Source organism: Mesorhizobium sp. M0040 (assembly GCF_040323505.1).
Classification (GTDB): Bacteria; Pseudomonadota; Alphaproteobacteria; order Rhizobiales; family Rhizobiaceae; genus Mesorhizobium.
On sequence record NZ_JAMYVA010000029.1, the window covers coordinates 24,296 to 42,314 of the forward strand.

13 protein-coding genes are annotated in these 18,019 nt (G+C 64.3%); 9 read left to right on the forward strand and 4 right to left on the reverse strand.

What is annotated here, in order from left to right; translation table 11 throughout:
• The first annotated feature begins 54 nt into the window (after nucleotides 1–54).
• The 4 genes from NKJ91_RS22090 to nagA are packed head-to-tail and all read left to right on the forward strand — an operon-like array spanning nucleotide 55 to nucleotide 3,912.
• A complete protein-coding gene (locus tag NKJ91_RS22090) occupies nucleotides 55–936 on the forward strand; it encodes a glucosamine kinase nucleotide-binding domain-containing protein (protein WP_352457263.1) in 882 nt (293 codons plus the stop codon).
• Nucleotides 933–1,715: a GntR family transcriptional regulator gene (locus NKJ91_RS22095; protein WP_023679844.1), complete on the forward strand. Its 783-nt coding sequence runs from the start codon at nucleotides 933–935 to the stop codon at nucleotides 1,713–1,715. The genes NKJ91_RS22090 and NKJ91_RS22095 overlap by 4 nt, the downstream gene beginning before the upstream one ends.
• Nucleotides 1,712–2,743, forward strand: coding sequence for an SIS domain-containing protein (locus tag NKJ91_RS22100; protein WP_352457264.1), 1,032 nt, complete (start codon nucleotides 1,712–1,714; stop codon nucleotides 2,741–2,743). The genes NKJ91_RS22095 and NKJ91_RS22100 overlap by 4 nt, the downstream gene beginning before the upstream one ends.
• Nucleotides 2,740–3,912, forward strand: a complete 1,173-nt coding sequence (gene nagA / locus NKJ91_RS22105) for an N-acetylglucosamine-6-phosphate deacetylase (protein WP_352457265.1) — start codon at nucleotides 2,740–2,742, stop codon at nucleotides 3,910–3,912. The genes NKJ91_RS22100 and nagA overlap by 4 nt, the downstream gene beginning before the upstream one ends.
• A gap of 2 nt (nucleotides 3,913–3,914) precedes the next feature.
• Here the strand turns inward: nagA and NKJ91_RS22110 are convergent, their stop codons facing one another.
• From NKJ91_RS22110 to NKJ91_RS22125, 4 genes are all read right to left on the reverse strand, one after another.
• Complete coding sequence (locus tag NKJ91_RS22110; RefSeq protein ID WP_352449612.1) at nucleotides 3,915–5,438, reverse strand: malonate--CoA ligase; 1,524 nt, start codon at nucleotides 5,436–5,438, stop codon at nucleotides 3,915–3,917.
• A gap of 40 nt (nucleotides 5,439–5,478) precedes the next feature.
• A complete protein-coding gene (gene rpe / locus NKJ91_RS22115) occupies nucleotides 5,479–6,156 on the reverse strand; it encodes a ribulose-phosphate 3-epimerase (RefSeq protein WP_352449613.1) in 678 nt (225 codons plus the stop codon).
• 221 nt (nucleotides 6,157–6,377) lie between these two features.
• On the reverse strand, nucleotides 6,378–10,046 hold the full coding sequence (locus NKJ91_RS22120; protein ID WP_352457266.1) for a DUF7929 domain-containing protein: 3,669 nt from the start codon (nucleotides 10,044–10,046) through the stop codon (nucleotides 6,378–6,380).
• Nucleotides 10,047–10,056: 10 nt separating this feature from the next.
• Nucleotides 10,057–12,018 carry a hypothetical protein gene (locus NKJ91_RS22125; RefSeq protein WP_352457267.1) on the reverse strand — a complete coding sequence of 654 codons (1,962 nt, stop codon included), beginning with the start codon at nucleotides 12,016–12,018 and terminating at the stop codon, nucleotides 10,057–10,059.
• Nucleotides 12,019–12,588: 570 nt separating this feature from the next.
• Here NKJ91_RS22125 and dnaK point away from each other — a divergent pair.
• From dnaK to pyrF, 5 genes are all read left to right on the forward strand, one after another.
• Nucleotides 12,589–14,505, forward strand: coding sequence for a molecular chaperone DnaK (gene dnaK / locus NKJ91_RS22130; protein WP_023679851.1), 1,917 nt, complete (start codon nucleotides 12,589–12,591; stop codon nucleotides 14,503–14,505).
• A gap of 213 nt (nucleotides 14,506–14,718) precedes the next feature.
• Nucleotides 14,719–15,849 carry a molecular chaperone DnaJ gene (dnaJ, locus tag NKJ91_RS22135; protein WP_023679852.1) on the forward strand — a complete coding sequence of 377 codons (1,131 nt, stop codon included), beginning with the start codon at nucleotides 14,719–14,721 and terminating at the stop codon, nucleotides 15,847–15,849.
• 117 nt (nucleotides 15,850–15,966) lie between these two features.
• Nucleotides 15,967–16,572 carry a phospholipid N-methyltransferase PmtA gene (gene pmtA, locus NKJ91_RS22140; protein WP_023679853.1) on the forward strand — a complete coding sequence of 202 codons (606 nt, stop codon included), beginning with the start codon at nucleotides 15,967–15,969 and terminating at the stop codon, nucleotides 16,570–16,572.
• A 60-nt stretch (nucleotides 16,573–16,632) separates the two neighbouring features.
• A complete protein-coding gene (locus NKJ91_RS22145) occupies nucleotides 16,633–17,229 on the forward strand; it encodes an NADPH-dependent FMN reductase (RefSeq protein WP_352457268.1) in 597 nt (198 codons plus the stop codon).
• The gene (gene pyrF, locus NKJ91_RS22150) at nucleotides 17,226–17,939 is read left to right on the forward strand and encodes an orotidine-5'-phosphate decarboxylase (RefSeq protein WP_352457269.1); all 714 of its coding nucleotides are present in this window, start codon (nucleotides 17,226–17,228) and stop codon (nucleotides 17,937–17,939) included. The genes NKJ91_RS22145 and pyrF overlap by 4 nt, the downstream gene beginning before the upstream one ends.
• The last annotated feature ends 80 nt before the right edge of the window (nucleotides 17,940–18,019 follow it).

Below are 18,019 nucleotides of genomic sequence, written 5' to 3' on the forward strand. Positions count from 1 at the left end.
TAATCCTTGGCTATTGGTATTTTATTGGTATTATCCGCCCGGAGGAGAAATCGCGTGAAATTCGTGCTCGGCATCGATGGCGGCGGCACCAGCTGCAGGGCGGCCCTTGCAACGGCCGACGGCAGCGTCCTCGGCCGCGCCAAAAGCGGTGCCGCCAACATCCGAACGGATCTCACCGGCGCCAGGACGAACATCGTCGACGCAGCGCAGCAGGCCTTTGTCGCCGCGGGCAGGGATCCCGCACTGATCCCGCAAACTCCGGCCGTTCTCGGTCTTGCCGGCGCCAATGTCGGCACCTACCGGCAGCAGCTCGAAGCGATCCTGCCGTTTCGCATCAGCCGTGTCGAGACCGACGCCGAGATCGCGCTGGAAGGCGCGGTTGGCTCCGGCGACGGCGCCATGGCCATACTCGGCACCGGCACCGCCTATATGGCACGCAAACAAGGCAAGTCGCGCGCCATCGGCGGCTGGGGGTTCCAGGTCGGCGACCAGGGCAGCGGCGCCCGTATCGGCCGCGACCTGCTCGAGCAGACGCTGCTCGCCTATGACGGCATCCGCGAAGGCTCGCCACTGACGCAGGCCATGCTCACCATCTTCCGCAACAATCCCGAGGATGTGGTCGAGTTCACCACCAACGCCAAGCCCGGCGATTTCGGCGGCTTCGCGCCCAAGGTGTTCGAACATGCCGAAAAAGGCGACGCCGTCGCTATCTGGATCCTCGACAAGGCGGTCGCCGATGTCGAGGCAGCGCTTGGCGTGCTCGACCTCGGCGGCGACGATCCGCTCTGCCTGCTCGGCGGGCTGGCGCCGCTTTATGCGCCGCGCCTGTCGGCCCGCTACCGGGCGCTGCTGAAACCGCCGCTCGATGACGCGCTGGGCGGCGCGGTGCAGATGGCGGTTCGGATTTTCGCAAACACGGCGGAGGCAGCTCGATGAGTGAGGCCGCCGACCAGATATTCGCGGCGCTGAAACAATCGTCGCAGAGTGGCGCGCCGCTCTATCTGCAGCTCAGGAAGAGCATCGAGGATGCGGTCAAACGCGGGCTGATCGGACCTGGCGATGCGCTGCCTTCCGAGCGCGACATCGCTAGCAAGGCCGACATTTCGCGCGTCACCGTGCGCAAGGCGGTGCAGGACCTGGTCAAGGGCGGCATCCTCGTCCAGCGCCATGGTTCCGGTACCTTCGTTGCGCCACGTATGGAGCGCGTCGAGCAGTCGCTGTCGATGCTGACCTCGTTTACCGAAGACATGGCGCGGCGCGGCATGGCGGTGCGTTCGGCTTGGCTCGACCGCGGCCTCTATCCGCCGTCGCCCGACGAGATGATGGTGCTCGGCCTGGCGTCGAACGAATTGGTGGCGCGCGTGGCGCGCCTTCGTATCGCCAACGACACGCCGCTGGCGATCGAGCGCGCCTCGCTATCGACAAGCGTGCTGCCCGATCCGGCGGCGATTGGTTCGTCGCTCTACGCCGCGTTGGAAAAGACCGGCAACAGGCCGGTGCGGGCGGTGCAGCGCATTTCCGCCACCAATCTCGGCGATGGCGACGCACATCTGCTGGAAGTACCGCCGGGCATTGCCGGCCTGCACATCGAGCGTATCTCCTATCTGGCGAGCGGCAAGGTGATCGAGTTTACCCGCTCCATCTACAGGGGCGACGCCTATGATTTTGTCGCCGAACTCCGGCTGAGCGGGCCGGGCGAAGAGGGCCGGCCATGACCGCGACAACGACCCATATGCGGCGCGAGATCGAGGAGATCCCGGAGGCCACCGCCCGCCTGCTCGATGGCTCGGCCGCGGTGCTGACGGAAGCTGGACGCGGCATTCGCGAGCGCGATCCGAATTTCGTCGTCACCGTGGCGCGCGGCTCGTCCGACCATGCCGCAACCTTCATGAAATATGCCGTGGAGCTGACCGCCGGGCTGGCGGTTGCATCGGTCGGCCCGTCGATCGCCTCGATCTATGGCGCCAAGCTGAAGCTGGGCGGCTCGGCCTGCCTGGCGATCTCGCAGTCCGGCAAGAGCCCGGACATCGTTGCAATGGCGCAAGCGGCGAGGACCGGCGGTTCGCTGACCGTCGCCATCACCAACACCGCCGATTCGCCGCTGGCGCGGGCTTCGGACTACGCAATCGACATCCTGGCCGGACCGGAGCGCAGCGTCGCGGCGACGAAGACCTTCGTCAATTCAGCCGTCGCAGGACTCGCCTTGATGGCGCATTGCACCGGCGACGAGAAACTCCTGGTGGCGCTCGCGCGCTTGCCGGAGCATTTTCGCAAGGCGATCGCCTGCGACTGGATGGCGCTGGCTGGGGCACTCGAGACGCCGAAATCGCTGTTCATTCTCGGCCGCGGCCCGTCGGCGGCGATCGCCAACGAGGCGGCGCTGAAATTCAAGGAAACCTGCGCCATGCATGCGGAAGCCTATAGTGCCGCCGAGGTCATGCACGGCCCGCTGGCGCTGGTCGGTCCCGCTTTCCCGGTGCTGGCTCTGGCTGCTCGCGATGCGTCCGAGCCATCGGTGGCCGATGCCGCCGACAGCCTGGCCGGCAAGGGCGCTGCCGTCTTTGTGACGTCGAACAAGGCAAAGAGCGCTCAGCGCCTGCCGCATGTCGCAACCGGTCATCCGCTGACCGACCCGCTGACGCTGATCGTGTCGTTCTATGGTTTCGTCGAGGCTTTTGCCCGCCATCGCGGCCTCGACCCCGACACGCCGCCCAATCTGCGCAAGGTAACGGAAACCCTATGAGCGACCGTTTTGCCCTGACTGGCGCCCGGATTTTCGATGGCGACGACTGGCACGACAATGCGGCGCTTGTCGTGCGCGACGGCCTCGTCGAGGCCATTGTTGCCGCCGGCGCCATTCCATCCAATGTTGCGCGTATCGAGACCGGCGGCGGCATATTGGCGCCTGGCTTCGTCGATCTGCAGGTCAATGGCGGCGGCGGCGTCATGCTCAACGACCATCCCGACGTCGCCTCGATCGAGACCATCTGCCGGGCGCACGCACCCTTCGGCACGGCGGCGCTGTTGCCGACGCTGATCACCGACACGTCCGAGATCACCGCCGCGGCGGTTGCGGCCGGAGCCGAGGCGGCACGGAGGAAGGTGCCGGGTTTCCTGGGCCTGCACCTCGAAGGGCCGCATCTGTCGATCGCCCGCAAGGGCGCACATGACCCGGCTTTGATCCGGCCGATGCTAGACTCCGACCAGACGATGCTGATCGCCGCACGGAAAAACCTGCCCGTGCTGCTGACGACGGTGGCGCCCGAATCCGTCGAGCCCAGCCAGGTGTCGGCGCTTAGCAAGGCCGGCATTGTCGTCAGCATCGGCCATTCCGATATCGGCTATGCCACGGCTCGCGCCTTTGCCGAGGCCGGCGCAACGGTGGTCACCCATCTGTTCAATGCGATGAGCCAGATCGGCAATCGCGAGCCAGGGCTAGCGGGCGCCGCAATCGATACCGGCGCATTCTATGCCGGGATCATCGCCGACGGTATCCATGTCGATTCGGCCACCATGGCCATCGCCTTGCGCGCCAAGCAGGGGCCGGGCAAGATCCTGCTCGTTACCGATGCCATGGCGACGATCGGCACCGACATGACCTCGTTCACGCTGAACGGCCGCACCATCCACCGCAAGGATGGCAGGCTGACACTTGCCGACGGCACGCTGGCGGGCGCGGATCTCGACATGATTTCCGCGGTGCGCTTCATGCACCGCGTCGTCGGCCTCGACCTCGACGAAGCCTTGCGCATGGCCTCCCTCTATCCGGCGCAGGCGGTCGGCCAGTCGCACCGGTTCGGGCGCTTCGCCAACGGTACCGCGGCCAACATCGTTTCGCTGTCGGACGATCTGGACATTAAAAGCGTCTGGATCGATGGTGCCAAGGTTTTTGCAGGCAGCCCTGCTCGTTAGGGTTAGCCGGCTTTGGACGTATAGAGGTCCTTGTAGGCTTCGCGCAGCAGGTTCTTCTGCACCTTGCCCATCGTGTTGCGCGGCAGTTCGTCGACGAAGATCACCCGTTTCGGATGCTTGTACCTGGCGAGGCGCCCGGCGATGGCCTCGACGATCCCTGCGGCGCTGATGGTCGAGCCCGGCGCCCTCACCACGACAGCGGTGACGCCTTCGCCGAAATCCGGATGGGCAACGCCGATGACAGCGCTTTCGGCGACGCCAGGCAGCGCGTCGATCTCGCTCTCGACTTCCTTTGGATAGATATTGTAGCCGCCGGAAATGATCAGGTCCTTGCCGCGGCCGACGATGTGGACATAGCCGTCGGCATCGATCAGCCCGAGATCGCCGGTGATGAAGAAACCGTCGTCACGGAACTCCGCTTTGGTCTTTTCCGGCATGCGCCAGTAGCCGCAAAAGACATTGGGACCCCTCACCTCGATCATGCCGACATCGCCCTTGGCAAGTGTTTCGCCGCTCTCGGGGTCGGTGATGCGCAGGGAAACGCCGGTCACGGGAAACCCGACCGTGCCGGCACGCCGCTCGCCATCATAAGGGTTCGACGTGTTCATGTTGGTCTCGGTCATGCCGTAGCGCTCGAGGATGGCGTGGCCGGTGCGCTCTCGCCAGGCTCTGTGCGTCTCGGCCAACAGCGGCGCCGAGCCGGAAATGAACAGGCGGATGTTTTTCGCCGCTTGCCGGTTCAAACCGTCCTGCTGCAGCAGGCGGACGTAGAATGTCGGCACGCCCATCAGCACGGTGGCGCGCGGCAGCAGCGAGACGATGCGGGCCGGGTCGAATTTGGTTTCGAACAGCATCGAGGCACCGGCCATCAGGACGACATTGGTGGCGACGAAAAGGCCATGCGTGTGGAAAACCGGCAGCGCGTGAATCAGCACGTCTGCGGCAGTGAAGCGCCAGAGGTCGACCAGCACCCGCGCATTCGAGGCGAGGTTTTCGTGGCTGAGCATGGCGCCTTTCGAACGGCCGGTGGTGCCGGAGGTGTAGAGGATCGCAGCAAGGTCGTCCGGTCCGCGCGCCACGTCGTGGAAGTCCACGGCCGCCTCAGAGGCCCGATCGGTCAACGAACCCTCGCCCTTGCTGCCGAGTGTCGCGACCGCAGCGCCCGAGTCCTGCGCCAAAGCGCCGATCTCGGTCACTCGCGCCGGGTCGCAGACGATCAGTCGCGGCTCGGCATCCCTGAAGAAATACTCGAGCTCGGTCAGCGTATAGGCGGTGTTGAGCGGCAGGAAGATCGCGCCGGCACGCAGACAGGCGAGATAGAGGAAAATGGCCTCCGGGCTCTTCTCGACCTGAACGGCGACGCGGTCGCCGGCTTCGACGCCCAGCTGCGACAGCACATGTGCCAGTTGAGCGGAGCGCGCCAGCATTTCGCCATAGCTGATCGAGCGCCCGTCCTCTGCCTCCATCAAAAGGCGTCCGGGCGTGGGCATCCGGGCACGGAAAGCATCGAACAGATGGTTGCTCAAAAGTCCCCCCGAGCGGCTGTCTCCGGCCGAACGGCGGCGGTCAGCCGGCCGCCTTGTCCGCCGCTGCCCTGATTGCCTCGATGTTTGCCCGATAGGCTGCGACGCTGCCGCCCTTGAAAATGGCCGCACCGGCGACCAGCACGCTGGCGCCGGCGGCGGTGACCAGGGGCGCAGTTTCCGGCGAAATGCCGCCGTCGATCTCGATCCGGATCGGCCTGTCACCGATCAGCGCCTTCACCCGCTTCACCTTGTCTACGATCGCCGGAATGAAGGCCTGGCCGCCGAAGCCCGGATTGACCGTCATGATCAGGATAAGATCGAGCCGATCGAGCACGTATTCGATCATCGTCTCCGGTGTCGCGGGGTTGAGCGACACGCCGGCCTTCTTGCCAAGGTTTTTGATCGTCTGCAGCGAGCGGTCGAGATGCGGCCCGGCTTCGGCGTGCACCGTGATGCCGTCGCAGCCGGCCTCGGCGAAGGCGGCCAGATAGGGGTCGGCGGGGGCGATCATCAGATGGCAGTCGAAGAAGGCCTTGGTGCGGTTGCGGATCGCCTTGATCACCGGCGGCCCGAAGGTGATGTTGGGGACGAAATGCCCGTCCATGACGTCGAGATGGATCCAGTCGGCGCCGGCGGCCGCCACCGCCTCGACCTCGTCGCCGAGCTTCGAGAAATCGGAAGCCAGCACCGATGGCGCGATCAGGGTTTTTTTGCTCATGACGCGGTCTTCCCGAACGCCTCGGTTTACGGACCCTCTGTATCGCCTGCCTAGACCATGAGTCGAGTCCGGAAAGTGGAAGCCGGTTTGTCCTTCCGCTGATGCCACGGCTTCAGGTTTTCGCTGCTCTTTCATCTGCCAGCCAAAGAAAAACCCCGCCGGATCGCTCCGGCGGGGTTTTCTTGATCGAATGATCACCCGTTTGAAGTTCGCGCGCGATCCTATTGCTCGAGCTGCGGCTTGCGCCTTGGCAGCTGCTGAAGAACATCTGGATTCAGCAGCAGGCTCGGTTTGCGGATCGGCTGGCACTGGCCATTAATCGGCCGCGCGCCCGGTGCGCACTCCAGCCGCGGTTTGCGGCAGGCGCCGTCGCGCAGCTCTGTCCCACGCGGGCAGACGCAAACGCCACGCTTGTTGTGGATCTGACCGGGTATCGGGCACTCCACCACAACAGGCTTCTTGCGCCTGCAGGCATTGCCTTGCACTTCCGTACCCCGCGGGCAGACGCAATCGCCGTTGGCGTCGTGGATCTGCCCGCGGATGGTGCACTGCTCCGGCTTCGGCTGGATTGGCCGGCAGGCATTGCCCCTGACTTCCGTACCCCGCGGGCAGACGCAATCGCCACCGGCGTCGTGGATCTGACCGCGGATGGTGCACTGCTCCGGCTTCGGCTGGATTGGCCGGCAGGCACTACCCCTGACTTCCGTGCCCCGCGGGCAGACGCAATCGCCGGCAGCGTCGTGGATCTGGCCACGGATGGTGCACTGCTCGGGCTTCGGCTCTTTCCCCACGCAAGCGCCGTTCTCCAGTTCGGTTCCGTGCGGGCAGACGCAGCGTCCGTCTTCGGTACGGATCTGGCCTTTGAGCAGAACGCAAGGTTTTGGCTTCGGCACGATGACCGTGCCGCCGCCGGACGAGCATTGGCCGTTGCGGAAGGTCGTGCCGGGCGGGCAGACGCAGTTGCCGGCGTCGTTCATGACGAAGCCTGCCGAGCATTCCTTCTTCACCTCATTCCTGATGGTGAAGGGATGACAGGCATAGGCCTTGCCGTGATCGCCCTGCACGTTGGCCGCGCCGCGGGACAACACGTCGCCGCCGCCTTGCACCGGCGTGTCGGGAGAGAGCACGCCGACGCAGTTCTGACCATTGACAGTGCCCTGCAGATTTGCCAGGCGACCGTCGTCGGGAAGCACCACGGTCACGTTGTGAACGTGGCTTTCCCCGGCGCCGAGCGTCAGTTGAGCGATGCAGGACACAGGCAAGATTGCCGGCTCCGGCGAGCAGCCGAAGGGCGGATCGATCGAGGTGATCGCAACGCCCTCCAGCCGGCCGAGGCCTTCGACGCCGATCGCATCGCCGATGCGAACCGGGCCGGAGAAGGCGCTCGCGCCATCGTTCGTGATGGTGATCTCGAACGAGCAGGGCTGGCCGGGCTTGCACTCGGCATCACCGGTCTTCTCGACGCGGATGGTCGAGGCCCCGCCGCCCTTGGCGCAGGCCTGACCGATCGGATAGACGATGTCGTCTCCCGGAGCCGGGCCGTAGGAGCCGCGTGCGCAGTTCTCGAATTCGCCGTTCGCGGCAACCGTCACGTCGAAATGGCGGCTGGTTCCAGGCGTCATGACGGCGCGGGGAATCTGGCAGGACAGTGTGTTGGCCGGAACCGGTCCGCAAGTCCATTCCGCGCCGTCTGGGGTGACGGTCTGGATCTGGACCGGCGCTCCGCTGGCTATCAGCGTCGCGGCATCGTTGACCCGTACCGGACCGGTCGGGGCAGTGGTGCCGAGGCTGATGACGGTAATGCGGCAGGAAACGACCGCAGCACCGGCCAGCGAACCATTGCACACCTTGGTGATGCGCAGGGCCGGCTGGCCGCCATTCGGATGATGGATGCGTTCCTTGGCGCACGCCCTGTTGTTGGTGATGTCGTTCTCACCGGGAATAGCCTTCACCTCGGCGCAGTTCTCGACACGGTCGGGCCGGTAGTTGGCCAGCATCACCGCCCTGACGAAGATCGGCGTCGAGGCGCCAGGCAACAGCACGATGCCGGCATTGTCGCAGCGGAACTTGCCGGGACCGTTCGGTCCGCATGTCCATGGCGGCGTCGGGCCGAAGGTCGAGGATGCCGGCGCGCCGCCCGGATAGGTATCGACGACCGTCAGCGGCCCATTATAGGGGACGCTGCCATTGTTGATTATGTCGACCACGAAGGTGCAGACGCCATCGGCCGAACAGAATTCGGTGCGGGCGCGCTTCTTCAGGATCAGGTCGACCTTCTTCTCCACCGGCGGCCGGCAGTCGCGGTCACGATCGCCACGCCGGCAGACCGGGATCGAAGCACAGCCGCGATCGTCTTGCTGGCTGCCGAAAAGCGGCTTGCCGCTGGCATAATTGTAAGTGGCGCAGTTGCGCAAGACGCTGCCTCGCCAGCCTGCGGCCGGCTTGAAGCCGAGCTTGAGGTCGACAGAGGCACCCGGATTGAGCGTGGTCACCGGATGAGTGCAAATCATCGGGGTGGTTCCAGGCGCGCAGACCCAAGGCGGGTTCGGCCCTGAATCGAGGGTGGAGCCGGCCGGCAGGGTGACTTCGTCGAGCACGATCTTGCCGTGGTAGGGTGCATCGCCGACATTGGTGACCCTGATGGTGAAGTCGCAGCCGCCGCCGATCGTGCAACGTTGCACGTCGGCGCGCTTTTCGACTTTCAGATCCGGTTCCTTGTCCTTCGGCGGGCAGCGCTGATCACGCGGGATGACGATATCGATGGTCTGCGTGCAGCACAGGCCCCAGCCCTCCCTCGGGCCGGCATAGGTTTCGATACCGGTGACGATGATGTGGATGACGTCGCCGGGTGAAGCGCCGACGATCTTCCAATTGAGCACACCGCCGCCGGCCGGCACCAATTGCGTGTCGGGAATGATGGTGATGCCGGGTGTCGTCGTCGAAAGCTGCACCCATTTGCCAGCCATCTCTGGGCCGACCGGCATGTGGTAGATGAAGGCGCCGCCGCCGGGCACGCAATCGACCGTGCCGCGCTCCACCTTGAAGCATTCCTTGCCGGGAGGTGGAGGCGGCGGGTTGCACCTGGTGACGTCGATCTTGATCGACGTCTTTGCACCCGTGAGATAATTGCCGTCGTCCGGCTTGCCCGGGTCCTGCGACGGGATTTCGATGCCGGCGCCGCGTTCGCGGCTCACCTTGACCACGCCCTGGTTGTGAACGATCGTCGGCGACGGAAACGCCGCATGGTCGATCTTGGCGGTGATCTGGAACGTGATGACGCGCTCGTTCGCAGCGCCGATGCCGTCGAGATCGCTGGCGGAAATCCGGAAATCGGACACCGTCGCGGTATCGTCCGGGCCAGCCGAACTGCTGATCACAGCACCGGGCAGCGGTCCGCCGGACGCATCGGTGCCGTCGCCGGTCACATGCACGCCGACGATGCGCAGGCCGTGCGGGAGCTGGTCCCTGAAATCGAGCCTGACCTTTTTCAGCACGGCGGCGAGGCCGGGGCTGGCAAGACCCTGCGGATTGCCGCGCAAGCCAAAGCTCAGCGAGTATACGACATAGTCGCAGCCTCTCTGGGTGCCTTTCTTGGTGAACAAGGGCACGATCCGGCCCGGCTCCGGATTGACGGTGCGAGGATTGTCGAAATCGAGCCTGGTATCGGGAATGACAGTGACCGCATCGGCAGGCTTGGTCTTGGCCGGAGCAAGGTCTTCAGCGAAGCCTTGCAGCGGACTCAGCATGGCGACCGCGATACCGGCCGCCATCAGCCAGCGCACGCCGCGCCTGGCGAGTGACAGGGGTTTCATGATGGTCTCCATGACGAATGATTGTTTGCCGGTTGATTGGCTGCTTGTCGCAGGCGGGAAAAATGCGAGATTGCTCATCTTCCCCTCCTCACGGTTCGCAGCTGACGGCTGGGGTTCTGAGCGGCAAGGTCATCTTGCAGCAAGGGTAGTAGCCACCCTTGTCGGTATCGGACTGCCTGTAGAAGCAGAGCCCGACATCGACCGTATCGCCAGGGTAATGGCCGGTGATGCCGATCGTGTATGGCGCGCCGGGCGCATGCGACAGAGGTGAAGTCACCCCAACGCCAGGGGTCCTGGACAGAGCCCTGATCGAATCGCCGCCAAAGCCGGCATGGTCATGGAGATAGAGATCGGCCTCGAGGCCGGAGGGCGTGCAGAAATACCTGACATCCTCGACATCGAGGCAAGGAGGCAGATTGCCGGGGGGCGGAAAGTCCGGCGGATAGAACGGTGGCAGATAGCCGCCAGGCACCTGCTCGTAATAGCCGGCACGGCCTTCGCAGGGGCGCCAGACCTCGACGTCGCCGACATGGCCTTCGACTTCCGGGTCTTCGAAATAATTGTCGAAGTCGACGAACCACGAGCCGAAAGGCGGCATGTTGGCCGGCTTGGCCAGTGCCGTCGGCGTGATTTGCACGCCGTGCACGGCGAGCGGCCCGCCGGCTGCGAGTTGTTCGGCAAGCTCCGGGTTGTCGCGTAACTTGTCGCCGGTATCGACCAGCGTGTCGGTGCAGACGCCGGTATCGAGATTGCCTTCGGCATCGTAGCCATATTGCAGGTCGAGGCCGCCGGCCGACTGTCGGTTGTCTTGCGGGAAGCCGACCGCATATTCCTGCGGCACTTCCACCCAGGCCGATTCCGTCGCCGGATCGTCCGGATTTTCGCGCCAATAGCGGATGACCTCACCCTTGCCGGAATCGGCGAACTGGCTGTAGTCGTAGCGGTTCTCCACCGGGCCGCGCTGGGCCAGGTACATGAAGCCCTCGTTGTCGAAGGCGATGTCGGTGACCGCGTAATCCTTGTCGGCCTTGACCGTCAGTTCCCAGCGCGGGTCGCCGGCGAAACTGCCGTCGCCGGCAACGCCCACCGACCAGATCTCCGCCTTATCACCGACCGAATAATAGAGCCGGCTGCCACGATAGGCGACCGACCAGACGCGGCGCTCGTCCTGCGTGTAGCCCCAGCTGTCGGGGTCCTCGCTGTCGAAGGCAGCACCCTGGATGTCAATCACCGAGCCGTCGTCGGCAAGGGCGGCAAGCCCGTGCGCCGGGCGGCCGGCTATACCGTGGTCGAACGCGTCGAGCAGCGCGCCATTGGCGTCGATGCGGTGGATGAGGCCGGTGTCGAGATCGCTGGCGAAGAACTGGCGGTGGATATTGTCGAAAGTGACGTCGCCGATGCCGGGACCGCTATTGGCGTCGATATCGGCGAATTTCGAGACGGCGCCGGTGATGCCGTCGATTTTCCAGATCGTTCCGGGGCCGCCGCCGTTTTCGGTGCCGAACTGGCCGTCCATGAAGACCGCGTCAGCCGTGCCGCGGCGCTGCCGCTCCGGCCGGCCGTCGGCGTCGCCGTCTGGCGTGACTATGCGGATGCCGTGCAGCGACGTGGCGCCGGCATAGAGGTTTGGAATGGCCGATGGAACGCCGTCGCGCACGCCGTCGTCGTAGGTGATGCCGAACACCTGGCCGATTTGCCCGGCCGTGACCTCGAACGGTGGCGGGGTGAAGACCAATTGGCCAGACGCCGGCCCGCCCAGCCTTGAGACGTCGAAGATGCGCAAGGTCGCGCGCGCCGTGTCGATGAAGGTTTCGTCGACGGGATCGACGCCCGGCGGCAGGCCTTCCTCGAAATTGGGAATGATGGTGCCGGAGAATCCGGTCATTGCCATCGAGCCGGGATAGATGATCCGGGTTTCCTGAGCCTGGGCCGAGCCACCGAGCCAGAGCCCAGCGGCGAGCGCCAAGATCGACAATCCGCTGGTAGCCTGGATGGCGCGGCGCAAACGGCCGGCACGAGAGCGCACGAACGCGCCGTGGTCGCAAGACATGGATCTCCCCCCACAGGTCATGGGAGAAACTTCCGGTCCCGGCGCGCAAATCAGGGCAAGGCGCGGCGTTCCGGCACGTTCATCCCTGATCGAATTGTCTGCTTTCCTCAACGTCACGATACGCCTGCGTCCGCGCAGGGTCAACGGAACCAGCGAAAAGCCCAGCGCATCGACCCGGTCCCGAAGGCGATAGTCGCGCTGAGCTCCTGCTGTTCCCGGAGACCATGGAGCCTCTGGATCTGTGATCATGGGGCTTTCCTTTCCGGGGCCGCACCACGCGGCACCTAAGCGTCAGTCGCGAGGTGAGGCGGAAAGGTTCATGGGCCGGGCCGGGCCGGGCTGGATCACGGCCGGAAAATACGGGCGTGCCGGTCCCGAATCCGATCAACCGCGATGAATGGTGAACGCCTTGCGCAGAATGCTTGCGCGCCACGCAGCCTGTTCTTATATACGCGCCAAGCCGTCCAGCGCCGAATGCCGGTTGCCGGAGCGGAATTTCTTGTGAACAGGGGCTTTCGTCGGAACGCCTGTACGGGTCCTGAGAGCCTGCTTAGCGGAGAGATTAGAGAAATGGCAAAAGTAATCGGTATCGATCTGGGAACAACCAACTCCTGTGTGGCCATCATGGACGGCAAGGAATCCAAGGTCATCGAGAATGCGGAAGGCGCGCGCACGACTCCTTCCATCGTCGCCATCAACAGCGACGGCGAGCGCCTTGTCGGCCAGCCGGCCAAGCGCCAGGCGGTCACCAATCCTGAGAACACCATTTTCGCGGTCAAGCGCCTGATCGGCCGCCGCTACGACGATCCGGTGACGGAGAAGGACAAGAAGCTTGTCCCCTACAAGATCGTCAAGGGCGACAATGGCGACGCCTGGGTCGAGGCCGGCGGCAAGAAGCAGTCGCCTAGCCAGATCTCGGCGATGATCCTGCAGAAGATGAAGGAAACGGCGGAGGCCTATCTCGGCGAGAAGGTCGAGAAGGCGGTCATCACCGTTCCGGCCTATTTCAATGACGCCCAGCGCCAGGCGACCAAGGATGCCGGCAAGATCGCCGGCCTCGAAGTGCTGCGCATCATCAACGAGCCAACGGCGGCAGCGCTTGCCTATGGACTGGACAAGAAGGAAGGCAAGACGATTGCCGTCTATGACCTTGGCGGCGGCACGTTCGATATTTCGGTGCTCGAAATCGGCGACGGCGTGTTCGAGGTGAAGTCGACCAATGGCGACACCTTCCTCGGCGGCGAGGATTTCGACATGCGTCTGGTCGAATATCTGGCGGCCGAGTTCAAGAAGGAACAGGGCATCGACCTGCGGAACGACAAGCTCGCCCTTCAGCGCCTCAAGGAAGCGGCTGAAAAGGCCAAGATCGAGCTGTCGTCCACCACGCAGACCGAGATCAACCTGCCCTTCATCACCGCCGATGCCACCGGCCCCAAGCACCTGACGCTGAAGCTGACGCGGGCGAAGTTCGAGAGCCTGGTCGAGGATCTCGTCCAGCGCACGATCGATCCTTGCAAGGCGGCGCTCAAGGATGCCGGCCTGAAGGCCGGCGAAATCGACGAAGTCGTCCTGGTCGGCGGCATGACCCGTATGCCCAAGATCCAGGAGATCGTGAAGCAGTTCTTCGGCAAGGAGCCGCACAAGGGCGTCAACCCGGATGAGGTCGTCGCGTTGGGCGCCGCTATCCAGGCCGGCGTGCTGCAGGGCGACGTCAAGGACGTGCTGCTGCTCGACGTGACGCCGTTGTCGCTCGGCATCGAGACGCTGGGCGGCGTGTTCACGCGGCTGATCGAACGCAACACGACGATTCCGACAAAGAAGAGCCAGGTGTTCTCCACGGCCGAGGATTCGCAGTCGGCGGTGACCATCCGCGTCTTCCAGGGCGAGCGTGAAATGGCCGCCGACAACAAGGCGCTCGGCCAGTTCGATCTGGTCGGCATCCCACCTGCGCCGCGCGGCGTGCCGCAGATCGAGGTCACCTTCGACATCGACGCCAACGGCATCGTCAACGTCTCGGCCAAGGACAAGGGCACCGGCAAGGAGCACCAGATCCGCATCCAGGCGTCCGGCGGCCTTTCGGACGCCGACATCGAGAAGATGGTCAAGGACGCCGAGGCCAATGCCGAAGCCGACAAGAAGCGGCGCGCGCTGGTCGAGGCCCGCAACCAGGCCGAGGCGCTGGTGCATTCCTCGGAGAAATCTCTGAAGGAATACGGCGAGAAGGTTTCCGAGGCCGACCGCACGGCGATCGCCGATGCGATCGCGGCGCTGAAGACCGCTGCCGAAGGCGACGATGTGACCGAGATCGAGGCCAAGACGCAGACGCTCGCCGAAGTCTCGATGAAGCTCGGCCAGGCCATGTACGAGGCTTCGCAGAAGGAAGCCGCCGAAGCCGACGCCAAGGCTGATGCCGCCAAGGACAGTGACGTCGTCGATGCCGACTTCGAGGAAATCGACGAAGACGACGAGAAGAAGAAGTCGGCCTGAACCGCCTGACGGTACAGGTAAGGGAAAAAGCCCGGCGCACAGCCGGGCTTTTTTGCAACCCTTTGCCGGAAAAACGCTGAGCTGCCCGAAAAAATGCGGACAAAGCCTCGTAGACACTGGCATCGCGGCTCCATCACACCTAAATCGGAACAGCGTGCCGGCAAACGACGCAACGATGCTTCAAGACGTTGACTATCCGGACTGCGGGAAAACATGAAAGCTGATTTTTACGAAACGCTAGGCGTGCAAAAGGGCGCCGACGAGAAGGAGCTCAAGAGCGCTTTTCGCAAGCTCGCCATGCAGTTCCATCCCGACCGCAACCCAGGCGACCATGCCTGCGAGCACAAGTTCAAGGAAATCAACGAAGCCTACGAGACACTGAAGGACCCGCAGAAGCGCGCCGCCTATGATCGCTTCGGCCACGCCGCCTTCGAGCACGGCGGTATGAATGGCGGGGCGCAAGGCTTTGGCGCCGGCGGCTTCGCCGACATTTTCGAAGACATTTTCGGCGACATGATGGGCGGGCGCCAGCGCCGCTCGTCCGGCGGACGCGAGCGCGGCGCCGACCTGCGCTACAATATGGAAATTACGCTGGAAGAGGCATTTTCCGGCAAGACCGCGCAGATTCGGGTGCCAGCCTCGATTTCCTGCTCGGAATGCTCGGGCAGCGGCGCCAAGCCTGGCACCCAGCCCGTCACCTGCTCGATGTGCAACGGCCACGGCAAGGTGCGCGCCACGCAAGGCTTCTTCTCGATCGAGCGCACCTGCCCGCAATGCCAGGGGCGCGGCCAGACCATCAAGGATCCGTGCCCGAAATGCGCCGGCCAAGGCCGTGTCACCGAGGAGCGCTCGCTGTCGGTAAACATCCCTGCCGGCATCGAGGATGGCACCCGCATCCGGCTGGCCAATGAGGGCGAGGCTGGCCTGCGCGGCGGCCCGTCGGGCGATCTCTACATCTTCCTCGCGGTCAAGCCGCACGAATTCTTCCAGCGCGACGGGGCCGATCTTTATTGCAAGGTGCCGATCTCGATGACGACAGCAGCGCTTGGCGGCTCGTTCGAGGTGACGACACTGGACGGTACCCAGACGAAGGTGAAGGTGCCGGAAGGCACCCAGAACGGTCGCCAGTTCCGCCTCAAGGGCAAGGGCATGCCTGTGCTGCGCCAGCCCAATATCGGCGACCTCTACATCCAGACCGTGGTTGAGACGCCGCAGAACCTTTCGCGCCGTCAACGCGAATTGCTGGAGGAATTCGAGCAGCTTTCCTCAAAGGACAATTCGCCTCAGTCGAGCGGATTTTTCGCCCGCATGAAAGACTTTTTCGAAACGTTCGGCGAGCACTGAAGCTGATCCCTGGAAAACGCTTCCCGAGCGTCATCAACACCTTATCCGGGGATTCGACTTGTCTTGCACCTCGTAACTGTTAAGTAGCATGCGAGGGAGCGTTGAGGAGGACTTTCGATGACGCGTAGTCCCGGACTGCGAAAGACGCTGGCGGAAAAGTTCGACGACGAGCTGAAGTTCTTCAAGGGCTGGATCGATAAGCCGAAGGCGGTCGGTTCGATCGTCCCGACCAGTTCCATCACCGCAGGCAAGATGGCCTCGATCGTCGATCCGACATCCGGCCTGCCGGTGCTCGAGGTCGGACCCGGTACAGGCGTCATCACACGCGCCATCCTCGCCCAGGGCATAAAGCCTGAGAATCTCTACGCGGTCGAATATTCCACTGATTTCGTGCGCCATCTGCGCCAGCTTTATCCAGGCGTCAACGTCATCGAGGGCGACGCCTTCAATCTCGACGCGACGCTTGGCGACAAGCGCGACCTGATCTTCGATTCCGTGATATCGGGCGTGCCGCTGCTCAATTTCCCCGTCGCCCAGCGCATCGCCTATGTCGAGAGCCTGCTCGACCGCATCCCGGCGGGCCGGCCGATCGTGCAGCTGACTTACGGGCCGCTGTCGCCGATCCCGCCGGGCCGCGGCGACTATACGGTCGAGCATTTCCATTTCGTCATCCGCAACATTCCGCCGACGCAGCTTTGGATCTACCGACGCGGGGCCGCATGAATTGAAACGTTGGGTTTGAATAGCACTTGTCTTATACCCATCGGGTGACAAGGCAGACCCATGGCTGTGATCCCGAAAATTCTCGTCGTCGCCGGTTCGGTGCGCAGCGGCGCCTATAGCGGCAGGACCGCCGACGTGGCACAGAAGGAACTTGCCATGCAGGGCGCCGAGGTGACCCGCATCTCGCTCGCCGACTATCCGCTGCCGATCCTCGACCAGGATTTGGAAAAGGACGAAGGCATTCCCGAAAACGCCGTCAAGCTCGGCCGGATGATCGCCGCCCATGACGGGCTGCTGATCGCGACGCCCGAATATAACGGCTCCATTCCACCGTTGCTCAAGAACAGCATCGACTGGGTGAGCCAGCTGCGCAAGGATGGCGGCCGGACGTTCAGGCCACTTGCCGGCAAGGTCGCCGGCCTCTGCTCGTCTTCCAACGGACCCTTCGGCGGGATACGCTGCATCAACCATCTGCGCGCCGTTCTGGTACGCTGCCGGATGGAGGTGGTGACACCGGAATGCTCGGTGCCGGAGGGCGGCTACGCCTTCGACGACGAGGGCAAGTTCAGGGACGAGAGACTACGCCAATCGATGGAGCACCTATGCCGAACGCTGATCGAAACCTCGCGCATGCTGTCGACGCGGATCGAGGCATGATCCCGGACGCCGCGCATGCCGACACGATGCAGGAAAGGCTGATCGTCGGCCTCGACCTGCCGACGCTGAAGGAAGCCGAGAAAGCGGTGCGCGAGCTCGACGGGATCGTCTCCTTCTACAAGATCGGTTACCAGCTCGCCTTTGCCGGCGGGCTCGACTTCGCCCGCGAGCTGGCCAGCGGCGGCACCAGGATCTTTCTCGACATGAAGCTGCTCGACATCGACAACACGGTGGCCAAGGGGGTCGAAAACATCGCCAGGATGGGCATGAGCATGCTGACCATCCATGCCTATCCGAAGACGATGAAGGCGGCGGTCGAGGCTGCCAGGGGCAGCGACCTTTGCCTGCTCGGGGTCACCGTGCTGACCTCGATGGACGAGCAGGACGTGATCGACGCCGGCTATGAATATGATCCGCATACACTGGTGCTGAGGCGCTCCGAGCAGGCGCTGCATGCCGGCATGGGCGGCATCGTCTGCTCGGCCGAGGAAGCTGAGGCGGTGCGCCGCATCGTCGGCCCCGACCTGGCGGTTGTGACGCCGGGAATCCGGCCGAAGGGCAGCGACCATGGCGACCAGAAACGCGTGGTGACGCCGGCGCAGGCGATCCGCAACGGCTCCAGCCACCTCGTCGTCGGCCGGCCGATCGTCGGTGCGGCCGACAGGCGGGCGGCAGCGGAAGCGATCCTCGATGAAATGCGCTCGGCCTGAGGACCAATTCCGAAACTTGCTCCGGCGGCCGTCTGACGGCGTTTTCTCCGCTTCCGGTGCTCACGTACTTTAAGTGCGCT